Genomic DNA, 17,315 nt, shown 5'->3' with positions numbered 1-17,315 from the left:
CTCCTTAAATCTTACCTACAAGATCGAGACTTGGTTTAAGAGTTTCTGCACCTTCGGACCATTTCGCTGGGCAAACTTCACCTGGATGATTGCGTACATATTGTGCTGCTTTGATTTTGTTAACAAGTGCACTAGCATCGCGACCAATACCACCAGCATTAATTTCAACGGTTTGGATAATACCGTCTGGATCAATGATGAATGTACCACGATCAGCAAGACCGTCAGCTTCGATCAGAACATCAAAGTTACGGGAAATCACATGAGAAGGATCGCCGATCATAATGTATTTTACCTTGCCAATAGCTGCAGAGCTTTCATGCCATGCTTTATGTGTAAAGTGAGTATCTGTGGAAACGGAATATACTTCAACACCCAATTGTTTCAGGGTTTCATATTGGTTTTGCAGATCTTCAAGTTCAGTTGGGCATACGAATGTAAAGTCAGCTGGGTAGAAGCAAACTACACTCCATTTACCTTTAAAGTTTTCTTCTGATACATCGATGAATTTCCCATCTTGAAATGCGCTTGCTTTGAATGGTAGGACTTCTGTTCCGATAAGTGACATATTATTTAAATCTCCTTTAAGTTTTATTTTTTTGTGGATACAATATTCAAATCTGCAAACATCACATATCTGAATACTATTTATAATTATTATAATTAACCAAATTAAGGCCTGTCAAGTTATTTATAATAATTCTAATATGATAATCGTTGTCAGTCGCTAAATGTTCATAAATTATCATACTTATGAACTAGTATGGGTTAGTTTACATGTTTTATGTAGGGCAATTTCTACAATTCGAAGTCATCTGCTATTAAATTGATAATATTTAAAGATTCTCTCGCTACCTTTGGGTTAGAATATCGATTTCCATTATATGTTATTAACGCTTTCCATAAAGCCCATCCTCTTGCTCTATTCCAAGTCTCTTCATCCATCTGTAATACATCCTTGAATACCTTTCTACTATCCTCATCAAAAAAGGTCCATGCCATTGCCGCATCACAAGCAGGATCGCCTACACCCAAGATTCCGAAATCAATGACTGCACACAGCTTTCCATCTTTGACTAGTAAATTCCCTGGCGCAATATCTCCATGAACCCAAACCGGCTTGGAATTCCATTTAGAATCTAATGCTAATTCCCAGATTTCTCTCAATAGATCTTCTTTAAAAATATCTTTATTATGCTCAATCGCATGTCTAGACTCTTCATCATATACAGCTAAAGATCCACCTCTATAGAAATTATGTTCTCCTGCTAAAGGTCCCCCACTAGCATCAATAGATTGTAATTCTATTAAAAATGCTCCCAAATCTCTTGCAAACTGGTTAAGATCATTAATATTTTGGTGCGTTAATGTCTCACCCTCTACCCACTTATTGATAGACCACGGCAATGGATATTCTTCGTTAGGCTCCCCTTTGACTAATGGTATTTGAATAGGTAACGTGAGTTCTTTACTTAATATGGGCAACCATTGTTGCTCTTTCTCTACTTGTGGAGCATAAGCTGCTGCACTTGGTAACCTCACGCTCATATGCTCACCTAAATGAAACGTTCGATTATCATTCCCGCTGAATTTTACTGGTCTAATCTCTAAATCGGACCACGCGGGAAATTGTTCATTAATTAATCTTGCAACTAAATCGACGGTAATTGTATTCATAAATACCTCGCTAACATAAGTTTTACTAGCCATTTCCATAAGAGACATCTAATATTATGTTAGCTTTACTAGTCTCTGTATGCAAACTATGCAATTAGATCAGCCACAAAAGGGACAATCTAAGTAAGTAGAAATCTTAATATGATTACGAGGAAGAAGGGTGTTCCTTAATGACTAATAGTAAAACGAATCCGAAGGTGGACGGATTTCTAAGGAAAGTAAAACAGTGGCAGGAAGAATACGAGATGTTGAGAAATATCGTTCTTGACTGTGAGTTGACCGAGGACTTTAAATGGATGCATCCTTGTTACACGTTTAAGAACAAAAACATAGTCTTAATCCATGGATTTAAAGAATATATTGCACTGCTGTTTCATAAAGGTGTCTTGTTAAAGGATACCCATGGGATTCTGATTCAACAAACGGAGAATGTACAAGCTGCACGCCAGATCCGGTTCACCAATGTTCAAGAGATCCTTGAAAAAGAAAGCATCATAAAAGAATATATTTATGAAGCCATCGAAGTTGAAAAAGCTGGTTTGGAAGTGGAATTTAAAAAGAATACAGATTACATCATTCCTGATGAGTTTCAAAATAAACTCGATGAAATGCCTGCCTTGAAAAATGCTTTTGAAGCCTTGACGCCCGGGCGGCAAAGAGCATACCTTCATCATTTTTCTGAACCCAAGCAATCCAAAACTCGAGTATCTAGGGTTGAAAAATGGATGCCGCAAATTCTGGATGGAAAAGGATTAAATGATTAAGTTGTATATGAAGAAGCAACCTTAGATCGGTGAAGAATCCGAACTGAGGTTGCTTCTTCTCTTTTTACTAAAAGACTTTATACTACTTCAGGTAGGTTCCGGTTACTCCAATTCCACCGCTACCGTTCAATACATACACTCTAGCGTTTCCTTTTCCAGAGCATACCAGAGTGACTGTACCGTTAGTAACGTTTTTGGTATCGCCAGTCACCGCATCCACGTAAGTTCCGTTCGGAATTCCGGTAAATGTCGCATTTCCTGAGATCGTAACTAACGCAAAGCTATCGATGCCTTTTGCGCTATCGGTATATCTTCTTTTAAATGCCAATTCACCAGATACATTTTCTGTGGAATACTGGCCTTTTTGCAAGGCTGGAACAGCTCTTCTGATTAAATTGAGTTGTCTAATATGTTTTGCCAAAGGATAGTTTAATGAATCGGCAAGTGTGCCAGTAGCATTTGTATACTTACCGTAGTCCTGAACAGTAACGCTACCCTCAATTTGATCTCCAAAGTAAGCACGCCCTGTTGAGCTAAGTGGTGCATTCGGGCCTACATCGATGACTGATCCTTTTTTAAACTCGATTTCAGAACCATAATAGATCGCAGGTATTCCCCGGAAGGTGAACATCAGCGAGAGATTCTCAGCCCAAGTGTCTTGTGTCCCTGCAAATCGTTGATTCTCTGGGGCTTGGTCAGGTGCATAGTCATGAGAGTCAACATAAGTTACATTCCAAGTAGCATCGTTATAATATTGATCACCGCTCTTCATACTGAATGCTTCCTGTGCAGTCTTGAATGCCCAATGCATCGGGAAATCAATAACATCCATACCCGATTTCATCGAATAGTCAGGCGCGTGATAATTATTGCCTATTAAAAAAGCATTGTTCGAGGTTGGCTGCCCTGCTGTAGTAGAGTTATCTGCCCACTCTTGTTCCACTGACAGCTTGTTGGAAGCGTAGTCATTTTGTCCATCACCCGGATAGGCTTTCGAGCTTTTCCATGTATAGAATGGAGTCGATATTGCCGGAATTCCACTATTCCATACATCTCTGTACCGAGTAGCCACTTCACCAAAAACAAAGAAGTTTGAGCCCCCTCTTGTTTTCCAAGCAGGAACAAAGTATTTGTTAAAAATATACCGACTCACATGCTTCACAGTATCGACCCGGAAAGCATCAACACCCATATCAATATACTGATTATAGCTGTCAATTAGATACTGATTCACTACAGGATTTTCCGTATTCAAGTCCACAGCGTCTCCTGCAATCTGTCCTGTCTGTACGGTGTAAGATTCCCAGGAAAGACTTTTTTCGGTATGATACATGTTATTGTTGGTTTCCGCATTTTTCATGATTGCGAGTCTGGCCTGATATTGCTGATCAGGGGTCATCGTATCATAGTTAGCTGGCAGTTTATCCGTAATTTTAAGCATGTTATTTACGGTGTCCGCTGTAGTCGGATCTTTTTTGAACATAGGCAACAGATTCTCTTCCCCAAAATTACCTGTATGATTCACAACAACATCCTGAATAACCTTTATCCCTTTGGCATGAGCTGCATTAATCAATTCCTGATAAGAGGCTCCCGCTGATTCATACCTTGGATCTACTTTGGAAAAATTAATCGCATGGTAGCCATGATAATCATACCCACTGGCATTCTGCACCACTGGCGTAATCCAAATAGCACTGAATCCAAGCGCTTTGATGTAATCGAGCTTTTGAATCAGTCCCTTAAAGTCACCTCTCCAAGCTGGGTCTGAATCCGGATTTCCTGCTTTAGCATCCTCCCATGAATGTACATTGTTACTCGAATCACCATCATAGAATCGTGAAGTAATTACGAAATAAATGGTGTCTTCACGGAAATCGCCTTTATTTCCAATCGTATAGACAAAGCTCTGTTTCGTTTCATTTCCGGCACTATCAACCACCAGGAATTTCAGTGTCGTCGTCTTATTAATAAGAATGGACGGTCCTGCCAGAGTAGTTAAAGCATTGCCAGAGACATAGAGATTTGAACTGCTAGTTGGTTCCGTCCCATTATCTGTGTAATATGCGGTGGTCGTTGCCGCTTTGTTATCTTTTATATTAAAAGAGACGGTAACCGCAGAGCTTGAATTCCCAACAGGTAAATTCGCTGTTATGGTTGGAGCTTGCAGGTCGAGATTCAGGTTAATGACATAAGCAAAGGTGCCTACACTGCCTGCTTGACCGATGGAGTTAACACCAAAAGCCTTAATAGTCATAGTAGAGGCCACTTGGATTGGAGTGGTATACAAGGTAGAGGATGTCGTAGGTGTCGACCCGTCTGTCGTATAGTAGATTTTATCGCCAGTATTGATACTGGAGAGCTTCACAGTTTGGGCAGAATCATATGTCTTCGGTGTAGGAGAGACTGAAATCACAGGGATCTTCGGTATTTCTGGATTAGCGTCATACCACACATTATCTGCGTTATACCAGCCCTCTTTTACACTGCGGGACAAGTCGGCCGTCTGTTTGCCGTTGCCATCATTAAAGATAAGGCTTGTGCTGGTGGCGTTGGCAATAGTATAGCTGTACCAGTCGTTTCCGTCCGATTCCATCAGAATTCCTGGCCAAGCTCCGCTTGTTGGAACCGTTGTCGGGCTCAGATTCCAGTAATGGATTCGGATCGTTGAGCTCCAGTTTGCTGGTTTCTTAAAATGAACCGTTAAGCCAGCCGAAGTTGGCGTTGGTGTTGGTGTAGGCGTCACTGTTGGTGTTGGTGTTGGTGTTACGGTTGGTGTTACGGTTGGTGTTACGGTTGGTGTTACGGTTGGTGTTGGCGTAGGAGTCACAGTTGGTGTTGGTGTAAGCGTCACTGTTGGCGTTGTTGTTACGGTTGGTGTTGGCGTTGCTGTGGCTGAAAGAGTTAGATAGTCGATATTGATATTCCCAGTATCATCCGAGTCATATTTGTAAGCGATCGTATTATTTCCTGCCTGTAAGGAGAGCGTTTCTGTTTGGTCACCCCATGCATCCCAATTTGGCAAGTTCGCTAAAGTGGTCTGCTTTACCTTTGCTCCATTCACATAAATGGAAACTTGCTTGGCACTGCCAGTCGCATTGGCATAGCGAAGCGTGACATTATAGGCGCCTGCAGCGGAAGATTGAACATTAAAGGTGGTAGTTGCTCCTGTGGTTGTGTATCCATCAACAAAACCAGTGCCAGTATATCCGGTGTGATTCGTATTTATTTTTGCGCCACCTGACAAGGCTGCGCTCTCAGCTTCATACTTCCCAGCAACCGGAATAACTACCGTCCAGTTCTTCCCTCCGTTGCTGTCCCAGCTATCCGTCGGGGCTGTGATGTGATAACAATAAATGAGTGTTGCGCCCTCCTGCACATTGAGGTTGGCCGTAAACGTGGTTCCACTTTTAGACATGACTGTGTCCGTAGTATTCGTCCAATTATTCGTGGTCCAATGCAATGTCACAGAAGATGCTGTGGTGTTCGTATAGGAGACTGTATAATCAGTGTTGCTGGCTGAAGCCCCGCCAGATAAACCGAACAAACTAAAGATTAGCGAAAAAATGATCAACCAAGAAACAAACCGCCTAGATTGTTTTCGTACCAATTAAATAACCTCCTCATTAATTTTAAGTGCAAACGTTTGCAAAAATGAGAAAAAAAGAAACAATCTAACTTATCCAATCTCCTCCTTCTTAGAAAATATGGAAAAACCTCATTGTATGCGTTTACAAATAGAACTATTGAGAAATCCTCAGGTTACAGATAGCTCCATATCTAATGAATTTTCCCTGTTTATGATTATAGGCTCCAACCTTTTCCGGGTCAATGCATCTTTTAGGCTAAAAATATAAAAATTTAATGGTTTAAATACAAAAGTTCAATCGTTTTCATTCATCAGTTGTTCAAGGCATTTTAAAATCTTAAACTACCACTATTTATACAATTATGGTTTCCCGTTTGTTGAACGAATGATTATCAAGACTTGGGTGACAACTTCTTCGTACTTACCCAGTACTTTCGAAATCTGTTCTCGGGATCATGTACTTTAGTCACCCATCCGTGTTTTCAATGGTTCTAAAACTTCCGTTTATGATATGGGAGACCCTCGCCTTCTTCGCAATACTGTTTAAGACTGTACAAAAAAATAGCCCAGTTATAATTACATACGCGATAAAATAAGGTCACTTCCTCCCAATTCATCTGACGAAAAATGATTGAAGTCTTCCCGTTTTTTTCCCTCATATCAAAAGAAATTGTCGTACCTATCCATTCTGGATCTGAATCAACACACTGCCACAAGATCTTTTTATCGGGAACAAGCTCATCAACTCGCATCTTTGTTAAACCTTTGCCGCCGAATCGAAACTCATTTATACAACCGATCTGATCATTGACTATTAGTTCATTTGTCCATATTTCTGAAAGTCCTTTTGCAGTGGTTAATGCTTCATATACCGTTGAAGCTGGAACATTCACGGTCTGTAAGTGCTCGATATTTGCCATATTGCTCATCCCCTTTTTTTAAGGATTTAATTTATGTAATTATTTGTATATAAAAATTATACCATCAATCATGTCAACTCTGAGATAAACATTGGTGTAGCTCCATCCTCTGTATTAAAGCCAAATTTATTATAGAAATCCACTGCATGAGGATAAGAAATTAATACTTTTGTTTTACACCCTTTATATCTATCAAGCATTATATTCATCATTTCCTTACCTATACCTATACTCTGATAACTCGGATTAATAAGCATATAATGAAAATATACCGTTAAAACACCATCTGACAAAGCATTTATTAAACCGACAAGCTTTCCTCCTTCCCAAGCGGTAACAATTGAATGAGACCCTCCGATTGCTTGTAAAAGCTCGTTTGGATACTTGCCAGACTCCCATTCTACCGAAAGAAATAACTCTTGGAGTGCATCCTTAGTGATATCCTCTTTGCTTGAAGCGTAATAAATACTCACCCTATACCTTCCTTTCATAAAACTAACTACGGCACAACATCTGTTTTAAACTCCCATATTTCGATGGTTTTGCAATCCTTAAGAAGCCATAAAATAATACCGACATAGCAATTTCGGATTTATCAAAGTGAATAATTACTTTATTTACCTCAATATACTCTTAAAAATATGTATAGATAATGGATTAACTGAAGTGTAATTTGTATTTATTTACATTAGAGAATTCTTGAGAATACTTCTTTTACCTAAGCATACTAATCCTAAGAGGCTTATAGCGTTAATTTGCCCGTTAGTTGAATAAAGGCAGCTGATCGCGTTGACTGACGGCTGCCTAATCGTATTTGAGCTAACGCTACCCGTTGGTGTAATTACTCAAATATAATCAATGAATTCATTAGTTTTGTTATATCCATAAATTATGATGGAGTCGGTAGTTACTTCACCTGGAACATGTATTTTTTTCAGGATTTGAATTAAATCAGTTTTTATCGAGTCATCTTCAGCATGAATTTCTAACCACTCAATAAATTTGTAGCCACCATCTGAAAAATGGTAATACCAATCTCCATCCCAAAGGCTGATATAGCCAGTATCAATGTCTTTAGTCCTCCATTTGGTTGGATAGGCATAGTTGAGCATTGCTTGTCTTATTTCTTCCCATTTTGTGTTGTTCATTAAAGGTTTTAGTTCATTTGAATCCATATATTCACCCTTTTCATCCATCAGTACTGCAAGTGTTTATTCCAGTTTATCATTTTCTCTTGTACAAAATTTCCCGTTAGCAGAACAAAGCTGCCGATTCAAATCGGCAGCTTTGTTCTGGTGTTATTGAGCTATAGTTTCCCATTAGCTTAATCGTTATTTATGATACGGTTCTCCGCGCTGTCTGTAACGGTAAGTTTTAGGGCCATCCTTTTGTGGGATGGCCCTTTCATTATTCTCATATGTTGAACTATGTTCCCCGTTAACGAGCCGCCAACATAAAAAACAGAGCATCTGAGGTCGCGCCTCAGATGCCTTGTATTTAGTATTGTTTTATGACCTGGTTCAATTTTATAAATCTTCTACACCGGTGGGTAGGTTTTTACTCGCTGCATTTGGCTTCGTGTACATTTTATTGAGTATGGTCGTTTGCACGATAATGAATATACCGCCAACTGCCCAATATAATGGTAACGCGGCGGGCATCTGAAAAGAAAATACACCCATCATGATCGGTGACAACAATCCGATGAAAGCCATTTGGTTATTTTGATTTTGCTGATACTGCGCTGAAACGGATTGAGACACGCGGAACTGAACGTAATACACCGCAGCGGCAATAAGCGGCAAAATCATATCTGTTTTCCCCAAGCTAAACCACAGAAAATCGTCCGCTGCAATCTCTGGGGTACGACGAATGGCGTAGTAAAATGCGAGGGTGATCGGCCATTGGAGAAGCATCGGTAAACACCCCATATTTAAGGGATTAAATTGATGCTTCTGGTAGAGCTGCATCATCTCGACTTGCTGTTGTTTTTTTGCATCCGCACTGACGTCGTTCTTATACTTCTCCTTAAGTGCAGTTAACTCCGGCTGGAGGGCGGCCATCTTTTCTTTCATGTCCATTTGTTTCTTGGTTTGATTCATCATGAGCGGCATGATCGCGAGTCTGATGATGAAAGTCATCAGCACGATCGATAATCCGTAGTTTCCGTGAAATGTATTCGCGAAGAATTTGATCAATATCGAAAATGGATAAATAAAAAAGTGGTTAAATACCCCTGCTGAATCGGCATTAATCGAGTTTGATTGGGATGCTGTCGAACACCCGCTGAGCACAATGATCGTTATAACTCCAATCAACATGACGAGAATGGGCTTGGCCCATTTTTGAAACAACAAAATCTTTTTCATCGTTGTCCTCCCTAATTGAAAGTATGGAATATCAATGTGGGGAAGGACTATGGTCTTCTTCATTAGGTGCTTCTCTTCGTCTGGCGGTACGTACTATCCACCGCAGAATGCTGCTCGGTTGTGACAGTCTGACAGCTACAAACCAAGTTAAACCGGCTGGAGCAATTTCATAACCCCAGTGTATCTCTTGTGTAGAAAAATAGGTGAATGGAATTGACACTAAGGAATAGATGAGAGCGATCGAGAACGCCAATTGAACCAAGTCATAAAAATGCTCCAGTCAAGTTCACCTCTGTATGAGCAATATTGGAAAAAATTTGAATAATGATTATACGTTAGAGAAAACTGTGTGGTTTCACTAACCTGCCCGTTAGTTGAACAAATAAAAAAATGGCTGCCGAAGCAACCGCTATTCCACTAATGTGCCCCGCTAGCTTAATCGACATTACGCACCAGTCCGATAGACTTAGCCTTGCAGGGTTATCTGCTGATTACGCCTCACCGAAAAACCCTTAGCAGACCAAGGAGAGCAGCGACGCGGCGTAGATACGATTTTATAAGTTGTCGGCAGCTTTTTCGACCATACTTTCTTTCAAATTCTTCTCTTACAGACTATGATTTATTAAATGAGCAATTTCTTTAACTCTCCCCATTGTAATTCCTTCTCTTTGTTCAACTGCAAGTGGATGATTCGTTTGTTCTAATTCAATTAACGGAACAGCACCAACTTCTTGTGTATGTACCATTGTCTTTAACGATAATGTAGTTATTGGATATATTGAAAGTTCAGTCGATAACCAACCAAAATAAGGTTTTTCAGTTTCCCTTCCTTCTACATGCAATAATTCATTAGATTTCAAAAAGTTTTCTTCACTAAGAGAAACCCAAACACTCCATATAAATTTCTCTTTACTATCAATTATTGGTATTTCAATATGTCCTCTAATAAAGAAATGCTGTTCATCAATTACACAAAAATCTCTAATTAATTCTGTCCTTTTCTCTTCTGGTACAGTGTAAAAATAATATGGCGCTTCACTTCCGTAACATAAAGGAAGTTCATTTAATTCGTTGTTACAATGAGGGCATTTCATGTTTTCTGCTCCTTATAGTTTCTCGCTGATTTCTTATAACGTCTTATTCGCGAAATTACTGAGTTATCCTGCCCGTTAGTTCAATAAAATGAACAGCTAGCATCTGCCAGACATAGAAAGACCGCCATTAAAGGCGGTCTAAAAAATTTATCATTTCTGCCCAACAATAAGTCCTGGAGATATTAAAAACCTGAGATGATTCGCTGTAAGCCTAATTAGAGCGTCTCAACCAATTTCTGAATCTTTGAGTGGGAAATTAAATATACAGGACCCATTATTTCTATTTTGCCGTCCTTTACACGCATTGCACTCTCCTGTTCTGCCGCATAAACATCAATCTCTTCAGACAAGGGGAACAGGTAACCTTGAACAAACGTAGCGTAGTCGCGTTTAGAATGAGATTCATAGGCAAAATGATCAAAGCCAATACCATCATAAATAGTACTTGTTTCAACTTCATTGCCAGTGTTTTTCAAGCATAACCATTTTGCAGCCATGTTTATCGCACCGGCGCTGGCACCCATTATAACGGCATTGCTGTTCTTAATAACATTTGATAATTCATAATCGGCCAAAAAATCGTTTTGCAAAACAGGATCTCCACCGCATAAAAAAATGACAGAAGCGTTGTGAATTAATCGCTGTGCATCTTCCTTCTGCATGCGATAATCGATGAAATGATATTCATCAAAAATAATGTTAGCCTGATTTAACCATGTACATTCAGAAACATCATCAATGTTAATTTGCTCACCTGTATAACCAGACGGTTCAGCGCTAATCATAACAAGCGATTTTCTGTCTTGTATATCCTCATGCAAACAATGGACTAGCCTCTCTGGAAAAAAATTATTAAACCAACTGAGATAGTAGTGAGTACTCAAACTTAATTACCTCCATATGTATTTTTCACAATAATAAAATGAAGTTACATATTAGTTATCTAATACGTAACTCCAATTATAAACAATAGCTTCTATTAGTAGAATCTCAAGCAATGGTCTCCATTAAAAATTCGATCACCGGGTAAGAGATCATATGCCGATCACGGTAAATCGAGGTAATAGCATCTGGCCGTGTGCTAAGGATTGCCTTCTGTAAAAGGGCTGCTTGAAAGCCTCTTTCTTGTGCACCGTTAATAGTAAAGGTTACACAATGTTCTGCGGCGAAGCCCGCAACGATGATGAATTGAACACCATGTTCACGTAGCAGTTGTTCTAAATCCGTCTTCCAAAAAGCATTAGAGAATTCTTTCGCCATCTGGATATCCGTGGGTGCTACTGTAATTTCCGGTATACTATTTCTTGCTTCTGGATCCGTATCCGCATTCGCCCCTTCCATGTCTTGTATATGGATGACGATTTGGTCCTTCGCACGAAGTAACCCAGACACATGATTAATGTATTCACAAGCCTCACTTACATTTAACTTCTCCATATGATCGTGTAAGAAAAGGTTTTGCATATCAATAATTAGGAATCCAATTTTTATTTTGAACTACCCCTCTCAGAACAAATATAGTTTCTATATTAATCTGGATGTAGATTCAGCTCAAGGGAATAAATGAATTAGACTATTTTGTACAATAACATCATATGTTACGCCATTCCTCTTCATTTAGTTCGTTGTTAATGCCGACCCCAGCTAAGGAGCCCATAGAAGCGGCAATAATGGCTTGATGAAGATGTGTTGTTGCATCACCGGCACTATAAACGCCTGAAACGTTCGTTTTACCGAGATTATCGATGATGACTGTTCCTGTTTCTGTGAGTTCACAACCAATGGCTTGTGGCAAACCCGACCCGATCATAAGCTTCGGTCTAAAAAATATCCCCCTACATACGATGCTAGTACCATCCTTCAACACAACTTGCTGCACCATGCCATTGTCAGATTCGATCGACTGAATCGGTGAGTCATAGACAGGAATGTTATGCTGATTTAGCTCTTCGCGTTGTGCATCCGTCAAGTCATCAGATCCATTAGTACATATGGTAATCTTTTTCGTCCACCCAGATAACACTTGGGCCATATGCGTTGCATCGGCTCCCTTAACAATTACGACAAGAGGCTGATCTCTTAGTTCCCATCCATCACAATAGGGGCAGATAAAGGCGCTTTTACCATATACGTCTGAGAGTCCCTTAATATCCATCGGGAGGTCCTTCATCCCTATGGCGAAGAGCACCTTTTTACTTTTATAGGTCTGACCTTGAACCGTCGTAATTTGAAAATCACCATTGATTCCCGTAATCGATAGGGCGGTATCTTCCGCAAAAGTAACGGATGGATAGGCACTAATCTGCTCCTTCGCAATCAACCTAAATTCGCTTGGACTTATAGAATCTCTAGTAAGAAAGCCATGCGTTTCTCGAGTAACCCTATTACGTGCGAGTCCTTCATCAATAACTACCACACTTTTTCTTGCCCTACCTAGTACAAGAGCAGCATTTAGACCTGCCGGTCCTCCTCCGATAATAACACAATCGTAAATCATTTCTATTCTCCCTTTCGCTTTTCAATTTATATTAAAGATATTAAAGATTCGCATTGTCTGTTATCATCTCAAAAAAAATAACGGATCTCATTCCGTTTCTATTAACGACTTTATGAATCTATAATAACTCCAATAAACCTAAAAGGCAAGAATTTATTCAATTTAGTCATTGCCCTCTTCATAACCGCCTATAGACAATCTGATTCTAATTATATCAACTTTATAAGATCTTAGAGGAGTATAAAAACCTACATTTACACTTAATAGAACAATTTACCTTTTATTACTATAATAAAATTATTTTCGATACTTGGAGAGTTCTTATCATTTTTATGGAGACAACTTATGCTGCAACTAAGGATGCAAAATCTATCTTGCTAAAGAAATATCCAAAGGAAGTCATACGCCTTATTAAGACAGCGGACCTGAATGGGGACAAAAAAGACGAAAGCATAATACTTACGGACTCCGGAAATTTTTTTTAGTTAATTCTAACCCTTCAATTAATCTTATTACCAAATCATCAAATGAAAAACATGTAGCTATACTTGTACACTATTTCCCTTCCAATACGCAAGTCCATATATATCGTTTAGAACAAGGAACATTAGTTAATAAGCTACAATTTATGGCTGACTATTCTGCTGAGATCGATGAAAAGGGCCTACTCCATCAATACTGGAAAAAGTACGCAACAGAAGGCGGATATGATTTAGTACATGGGACTTTTACATGGGATACTAAAAAAAACAAATACAAAGCTAGTGGTCAGTTTGTACTTCAATAAAAAAGTAGCCCCTTAGAGATGAACTGAACCCTTAGAATTGACATTGGATACCCTCTCGGTTTATTTAATGTAATTCTAGGGGGTGTATTTTTATAGCGATAAAGAACAAAAGTCATCACTAAAGCGGAAAAACAGTGATATATGAAGGTGTCTCCAACTTGATCACAAACCACATTATCGAGTACCACTTCAATACCCAATTAATATAGCTCCGAACGTAATTACCCACAGTAACGGAATAGCACTAATAAAAAAGATAGTTAAAGATTTAAGCCTTCCCCTAAAAATCCAAGATAAAATCGAACAAATTACAACAGCAACTGGATACAAAGAAACAATTATCATTATTGATATTCCCCATGCTGAGATTCCATTGTCAAATACCATAAAGGATAATCCCCAAATTATGAACCAAGGAATTAGCGATAATAAATAAAAGGTTTGAATAATAAACAAATATAATTTCATCGCTTCAAATCCTTTGCGCTTTATTCCATGATTATACATCTGCCATCCAAAGGGTGATAGCCCCTGTAAAATGAATTCAATATTAAATGATGAACATGCCTTTTTACGTACTATTCAAACGAAAAAACGTCCCTAATCCAATTCGGATTCCGGGACGCTTTAGAAAGAGCAATGTCTGCGGTTCTGACATGTCTATATGAACTTGAAATGGAATTTCATAAAAAAAGAAGTGAGCTATTCGATTAAAGCACTATCGGCCGGATTCTGCCGTCTTCTTCATAATGGAGTTCCGTAAATTTCATACTGCGTTTATGGTCCACGCCGCCAGACAGCGATGCGTCATGATAGAATAAATACCATTTTTCGTTAAATTCCACGATAGAGTGATGAGTTGTCCAGCCAATAACTGGATTCAGGATCGTTCCTTGAAATACAAAAGGTCCGCAAGGCTTATCACTTACCGCGTAGACGATCTTATGGGTTGTGCCAGTAGAGTACGAGAGATAGTATTTCCCTTTATACTTGTGCATCCATGGACCCTCGAAGTACCTCCTGTCTTCATCACCCGCAAGGATAGAGTTCCCTTCTTCATCAATAATGGTGATCTCCTGAGGGTCAGATTTGAATGTCAGCATGTCTTCACTCAGCTCGCCCACCCAAGGACCGTAAGCCGGTTCCTCTGGACCCTTTTCTGCCGCATCTTGTTGAAAAATACCGTCTTGCCACTTTTCTAATTGTCCGCCCCATAAGCCGCCAAAATACATGTAGGCTCTTTCGTCCTCGTCCACGAATACGGCTGGATCGATGCTGAAGCTCCCTTCGATATAGCTTTCTTGAGCCTGGAAAGGCCCAGACGGAGAAGTTGACGTAGCCACTCCGATACGGAAAATACCCTCCTTGTCCCGGGCCGGGAAAAACAAATAATACGTCCCCTGCCGGTACGCGGCATCGGGCGCCCACATTTGCTTCGAAGCCCAAGGCACATCCCGAAGATGAAGCGCCTCTCCATGATCTACACAGGGGGATGTAGGATCTTCCAAGGAAAACACATGATAATCTTCCATCGCATATTGGTCACCATTATCATTCGTAGGTCCATCATGGTCAATATCATGGGATGGGTAAATATACAGCTTGCCCTCAAATACATGAGCTGAGGGATCTGCTGTATAGAGATGGGTAACTAACGGTTCATTTTTTGTTGCCATAATAGGACTCTCCTCCTGATTGAGATTACTTATGTGAAGCCAGCAGCCGAGGTTATTCTTTGACGCCTCCGAGCGCTACGCCCGCGATAATGTATCTGGATAACAGGAAGTAAACCACAAACAGCGGTAAAGCTGTCAAAGCCAGCCCCATATAGATCGAGCCGAACTCCATCTTGTAAATATCACCTCGGAGCAAGCTTACCATGATTGGCATGGTATATTTCTCCTTCTGCGTCAGCAATATCAGTGGCATAAAGAGGTTGTTCCAGTTGGCCACAAAGGCAAAGATAGCCTGTGTTGCTACTGCCGGCATCATCAGCGGTAAGATGATCCGGTTGAATGTAAAGAACTCTCCAGATCCATCTACGCGCGCAGCTTCCACGATCTCTATCGACAGAGTTGCAAGAAGGTATTGGCGCATAAAGAACACTACCGCCGGTGCAGCAATCGCTGGTAGAATCAGCGGAAGAAAATTGTTGGTCCAATGTAACTTATACATGAACTGATAGAATCCGATAGCGCTTGCCTGGGAAGGAATCATCATCACGCACATGATAAAGGTAAAGAATGGCCCCCGTAGCTTCCAGCTGTAGGTTACGAGCCCATAGGCCGCCAAGGACGAGAAATAGACTGTGCAGAGGGTTGCAGAACTGGCGATAATGAATGAATTCATGAACCCTTGAAGCGGATCAAAGCTCTTATCGAGCAATACTCGCAGATTGCTCATCATGTGGCTCGAAGGAAGCAGTGAAAGACCACTTTGGATTTCCGGTGTAGAGCGCGTGGCATTTACAAACATGATCCAAAACGGCAGAATACTGAGTACCGCCAAAGAGATGCAAACCACATAGATAATCGTCTTATTTATCTTTCGGTTAACGGTTCCGCTTTTCTGATTATTTGCCATGTGTTACGCCTCCCTCACGGGCTGCTATAGCAGCTTTTCTATACTTTTGCTTTTCTATTTTTTTAAGTCTTGACGCATCGCGGTCACGCATCACATAGAACAGGATTCCAGCCAATATCGCCGAAATCAAGAACATGATCATGCTCGCTGCTGCAGCACGATTGTACATATAGCTGCCCTTGAATGCTTGCCCATAGATAAACATGGACGTGGTAAGCGTAGAATCGTCCGGTCCGCCTGCAAGGAATAATTGCGGAATATCGAACATGGTCAAACCACCCACCATCGATGTAATCAATGTGAACAGCAATATCGTACGCAGACTCGGCAGTGTGATGCGGAAGAAGGTTTGAAACCCGTTGGCCCCGTCAATCGATGCGGACTCGAAGAGCGCAGGATTTATACCCATAACGCCAGCGATCAGGACGATCATGGTATTGCCGTACCACATCCAGAACTGGATGAACGCGACAATGCCCCGTGCTGTCGTCTTATCCTGCAGGAAGAAGACTGGAGCGTCTGTCCATCCCAACATTTGAAACAAACTGTTTACAGGACCCATCGGATAGGCGAATAAAGTGCTGAACAACACGGCAATCGTACTCGCAGTGATGATATTAGGCATATAAAGCAGAATCTTGAACAAGCCTTGTCCCTTTATGTTGAGACGCTTATTCGTGAACCATGCGGTTAGCAAGAGCGCGAGAAGCATCTGGGGAACGAAGTTAGTAATCCAGAGCAATCCAGTATTGAACAAAGACTTCCGAAACGAAGGATTATCAAAGAGTAGATCTTTGAAATTTTGAAAAGGATTATCAAGAATATGGATCGGTTTTGGTATTATTCCTTTCATATCGGTGAATCCAATGACTGCGGTATATAAAATGGGATACAGTGAGAAAATCAGAAATGCCAGGACAAACGGGAAAGTAAAAATATAACCATATTTCGAATAGTTCACATTTTTGCGGCGCATGCTCTCACCTCTTTAGTTGATATGAAGGGGCGGGATTACTCCCCCGCCCCTCCGAATCC

Annotated in this window: 15 protein-coding genes; 1 reads left to right on the top strand and 14 read right to left on the bottom strand. The window is 40.3% G+C overall.

Annotated features, from left to right (window positions below):
* Positions 1-4: 4 nt before the first annotated feature.
* Positions 5-568 carry an alkyl hydroperoxide reductase subunit C gene (gene ahpC, locus MKY52_RS12590; RefSeq protein WP_042192019.1) on the bottom strand — a complete coding sequence of 188 codons (564 nt, stop codon included), beginning with the start codon at positions 566-568 and terminating at the stop codon, positions 5-7.
* A gap of 230 nt (positions 569-798) precedes the next feature.
* Positions 799-1,677, bottom strand: coding sequence for an aminoglycoside phosphotransferase family protein (locus MKY52_RS12585; protein WP_341051577.1), 879 nt, complete (start codon positions 1,675-1,677; stop codon positions 799-801).
* 170 nt (positions 1,678-1,847) lie between these two features.
* On the opposite strand from MKY52_RS12585, the gene MKY52_RS12580 reads away from it, so the two are divergent.
* Positions 1,848-2,441 (top strand): YdeI/OmpD-associated family protein, encoded by a 594-nt coding sequence (locus tag MKY52_RS12580; RefSeq protein ID WP_341051576.1) that lies wholly within the window; start codon positions 1,848-1,850, stop codon positions 2,439-2,441.
* Between the two features lie 82 nt (positions 2,442-2,523).
* Here the strand turns inward: MKY52_RS12580 and MKY52_RS12575 are convergent, their stop codons facing one another.
* The 12 genes from MKY52_RS12575 to MKY52_RS12520 all read right to left on the bottom strand — a co-directional run bounded on the left by MKY52_RS12575 (position 2,524) and on the right by MKY52_RS12520 (position 17,256).
* Positions 2,524-6,051 (bottom strand): alpha-amylase family glycosyl hydrolase, encoded by a 3,528-nt coding sequence (locus MKY52_RS12575; protein WP_341051575.1) that lies wholly within the window; start codon positions 6,049-6,051, stop codon positions 2,524-2,526.
* A 470-nt stretch (positions 6,052-6,521) separates the two neighbouring features.
* Positions 6,522-6,950, bottom strand: a complete 429-nt coding sequence (locus MKY52_RS12570) for an SRPBCC family protein (protein ID WP_149644827.1) — start codon at positions 6,948-6,950, stop codon at positions 6,522-6,524.
* A gap of 68 nt (positions 6,951-7,018) precedes the next feature.
* Complete coding sequence (locus tag MKY52_RS12565) at positions 7,019-7,423, bottom strand: GNAT family N-acetyltransferase (protein WP_341051574.1); 405 nt, start codon at positions 7,421-7,423, stop codon at positions 7,019-7,021.
* A gap of 372 nt (positions 7,424-7,795) precedes the next feature.
* Complete coding sequence (locus MKY52_RS12560; protein ID WP_341051572.1) at positions 7,796-8,125, bottom strand: DUF6678 family protein; 330 nt, start codon at positions 8,123-8,125, stop codon at positions 7,796-7,798.
* Between the two features lie 351 nt (positions 8,126-8,476).
* On the bottom strand, positions 8,477-9,319 hold the full coding sequence (gene yidC, locus MKY52_RS12555; protein ID WP_341051571.1) for a membrane protein insertase YidC: 843 nt from the start codon (positions 9,317-9,319) through the stop codon (positions 8,477-8,479).
* A gap of 605 nt (positions 9,320-9,924) precedes the next feature.
* Entirely contained in the window at positions 9,925-10,413 is a 489-nt protein-coding gene (locus MKY52_RS12550) for a DUF2199 domain-containing protein (protein WP_341051570.1), read from the bottom strand.
* A gap of 215 nt (positions 10,414-10,628) precedes the next feature.
* A complete protein-coding gene (locus MKY52_RS12545; protein WP_341051569.1) occupies positions 10,629-11,297 on the bottom strand; it encodes a Type 1 glutamine amidotransferase-like domain-containing protein in 669 nt (222 codons plus the stop codon).
* 106 nt (positions 11,298-11,403) lie between these two features.
* On the bottom strand, positions 11,404-11,898 hold the full coding sequence (locus MKY52_RS12540; RefSeq protein ID WP_341053407.1) for a cysteine hydrolase family protein: 495 nt from the start codon (positions 11,896-11,898) through the stop codon (positions 11,404-11,406).
* 106 nt (positions 11,899-12,004) lie between these two features.
* A complete protein-coding gene (locus MKY52_RS12535) occupies positions 12,005-12,910 on the bottom strand; it encodes an NAD(P)/FAD-dependent oxidoreductase (RefSeq protein WP_341051567.1) in 906 nt (301 codons plus the stop codon).
* Positions 12,911-14,407: 1,497 nt separating this feature from the next.
* Complete coding sequence (locus tag MKY52_RS12530; RefSeq protein ID WP_341051566.1) at positions 14,408-15,373, bottom strand: glycoside hydrolase family 43 protein; 966 nt, start codon at positions 15,371-15,373, stop codon at positions 14,408-14,410.
* Between the two features lie 52 nt (positions 15,374-15,425).
* The gene (locus MKY52_RS12525) at positions 15,426-16,280 is read right to left on the bottom strand and encodes a carbohydrate ABC transporter permease (RefSeq protein ID WP_339267340.1); all 855 of its coding nucleotides are present in this window, start codon (positions 16,278-16,280) and stop codon (positions 15,426-15,428) included.
* Positions 16,270-17,256 carry a carbohydrate ABC transporter permease gene (locus tag MKY52_RS12520; protein WP_339267342.1) on the bottom strand — a complete coding sequence of 329 codons (987 nt, stop codon included), beginning with the start codon at positions 17,254-17,256 and terminating at the stop codon, positions 16,270-16,272. The genes MKY52_RS12525 and MKY52_RS12520 overlap by 11 nt, the downstream gene beginning before the upstream one ends.
* Positions 17,257-17,315: the final 59 nt, after the last annotated feature.

It is taken from the genome of Paenibacillus sp. FSL P4-0184, from assembly GCF_038004625.1.
In the GTDB taxonomy this organism is placed as follows: domain Bacteria; phylum Bacillota; class Bacilli; order Paenibacillales; family Paenibacillaceae; genus Paenibacillus_AQ.
The sequence above is the reverse complement of the archived record's forward strand: the minus strand, read 5'-3'. Positions and strand labels throughout refer to the sequence as shown.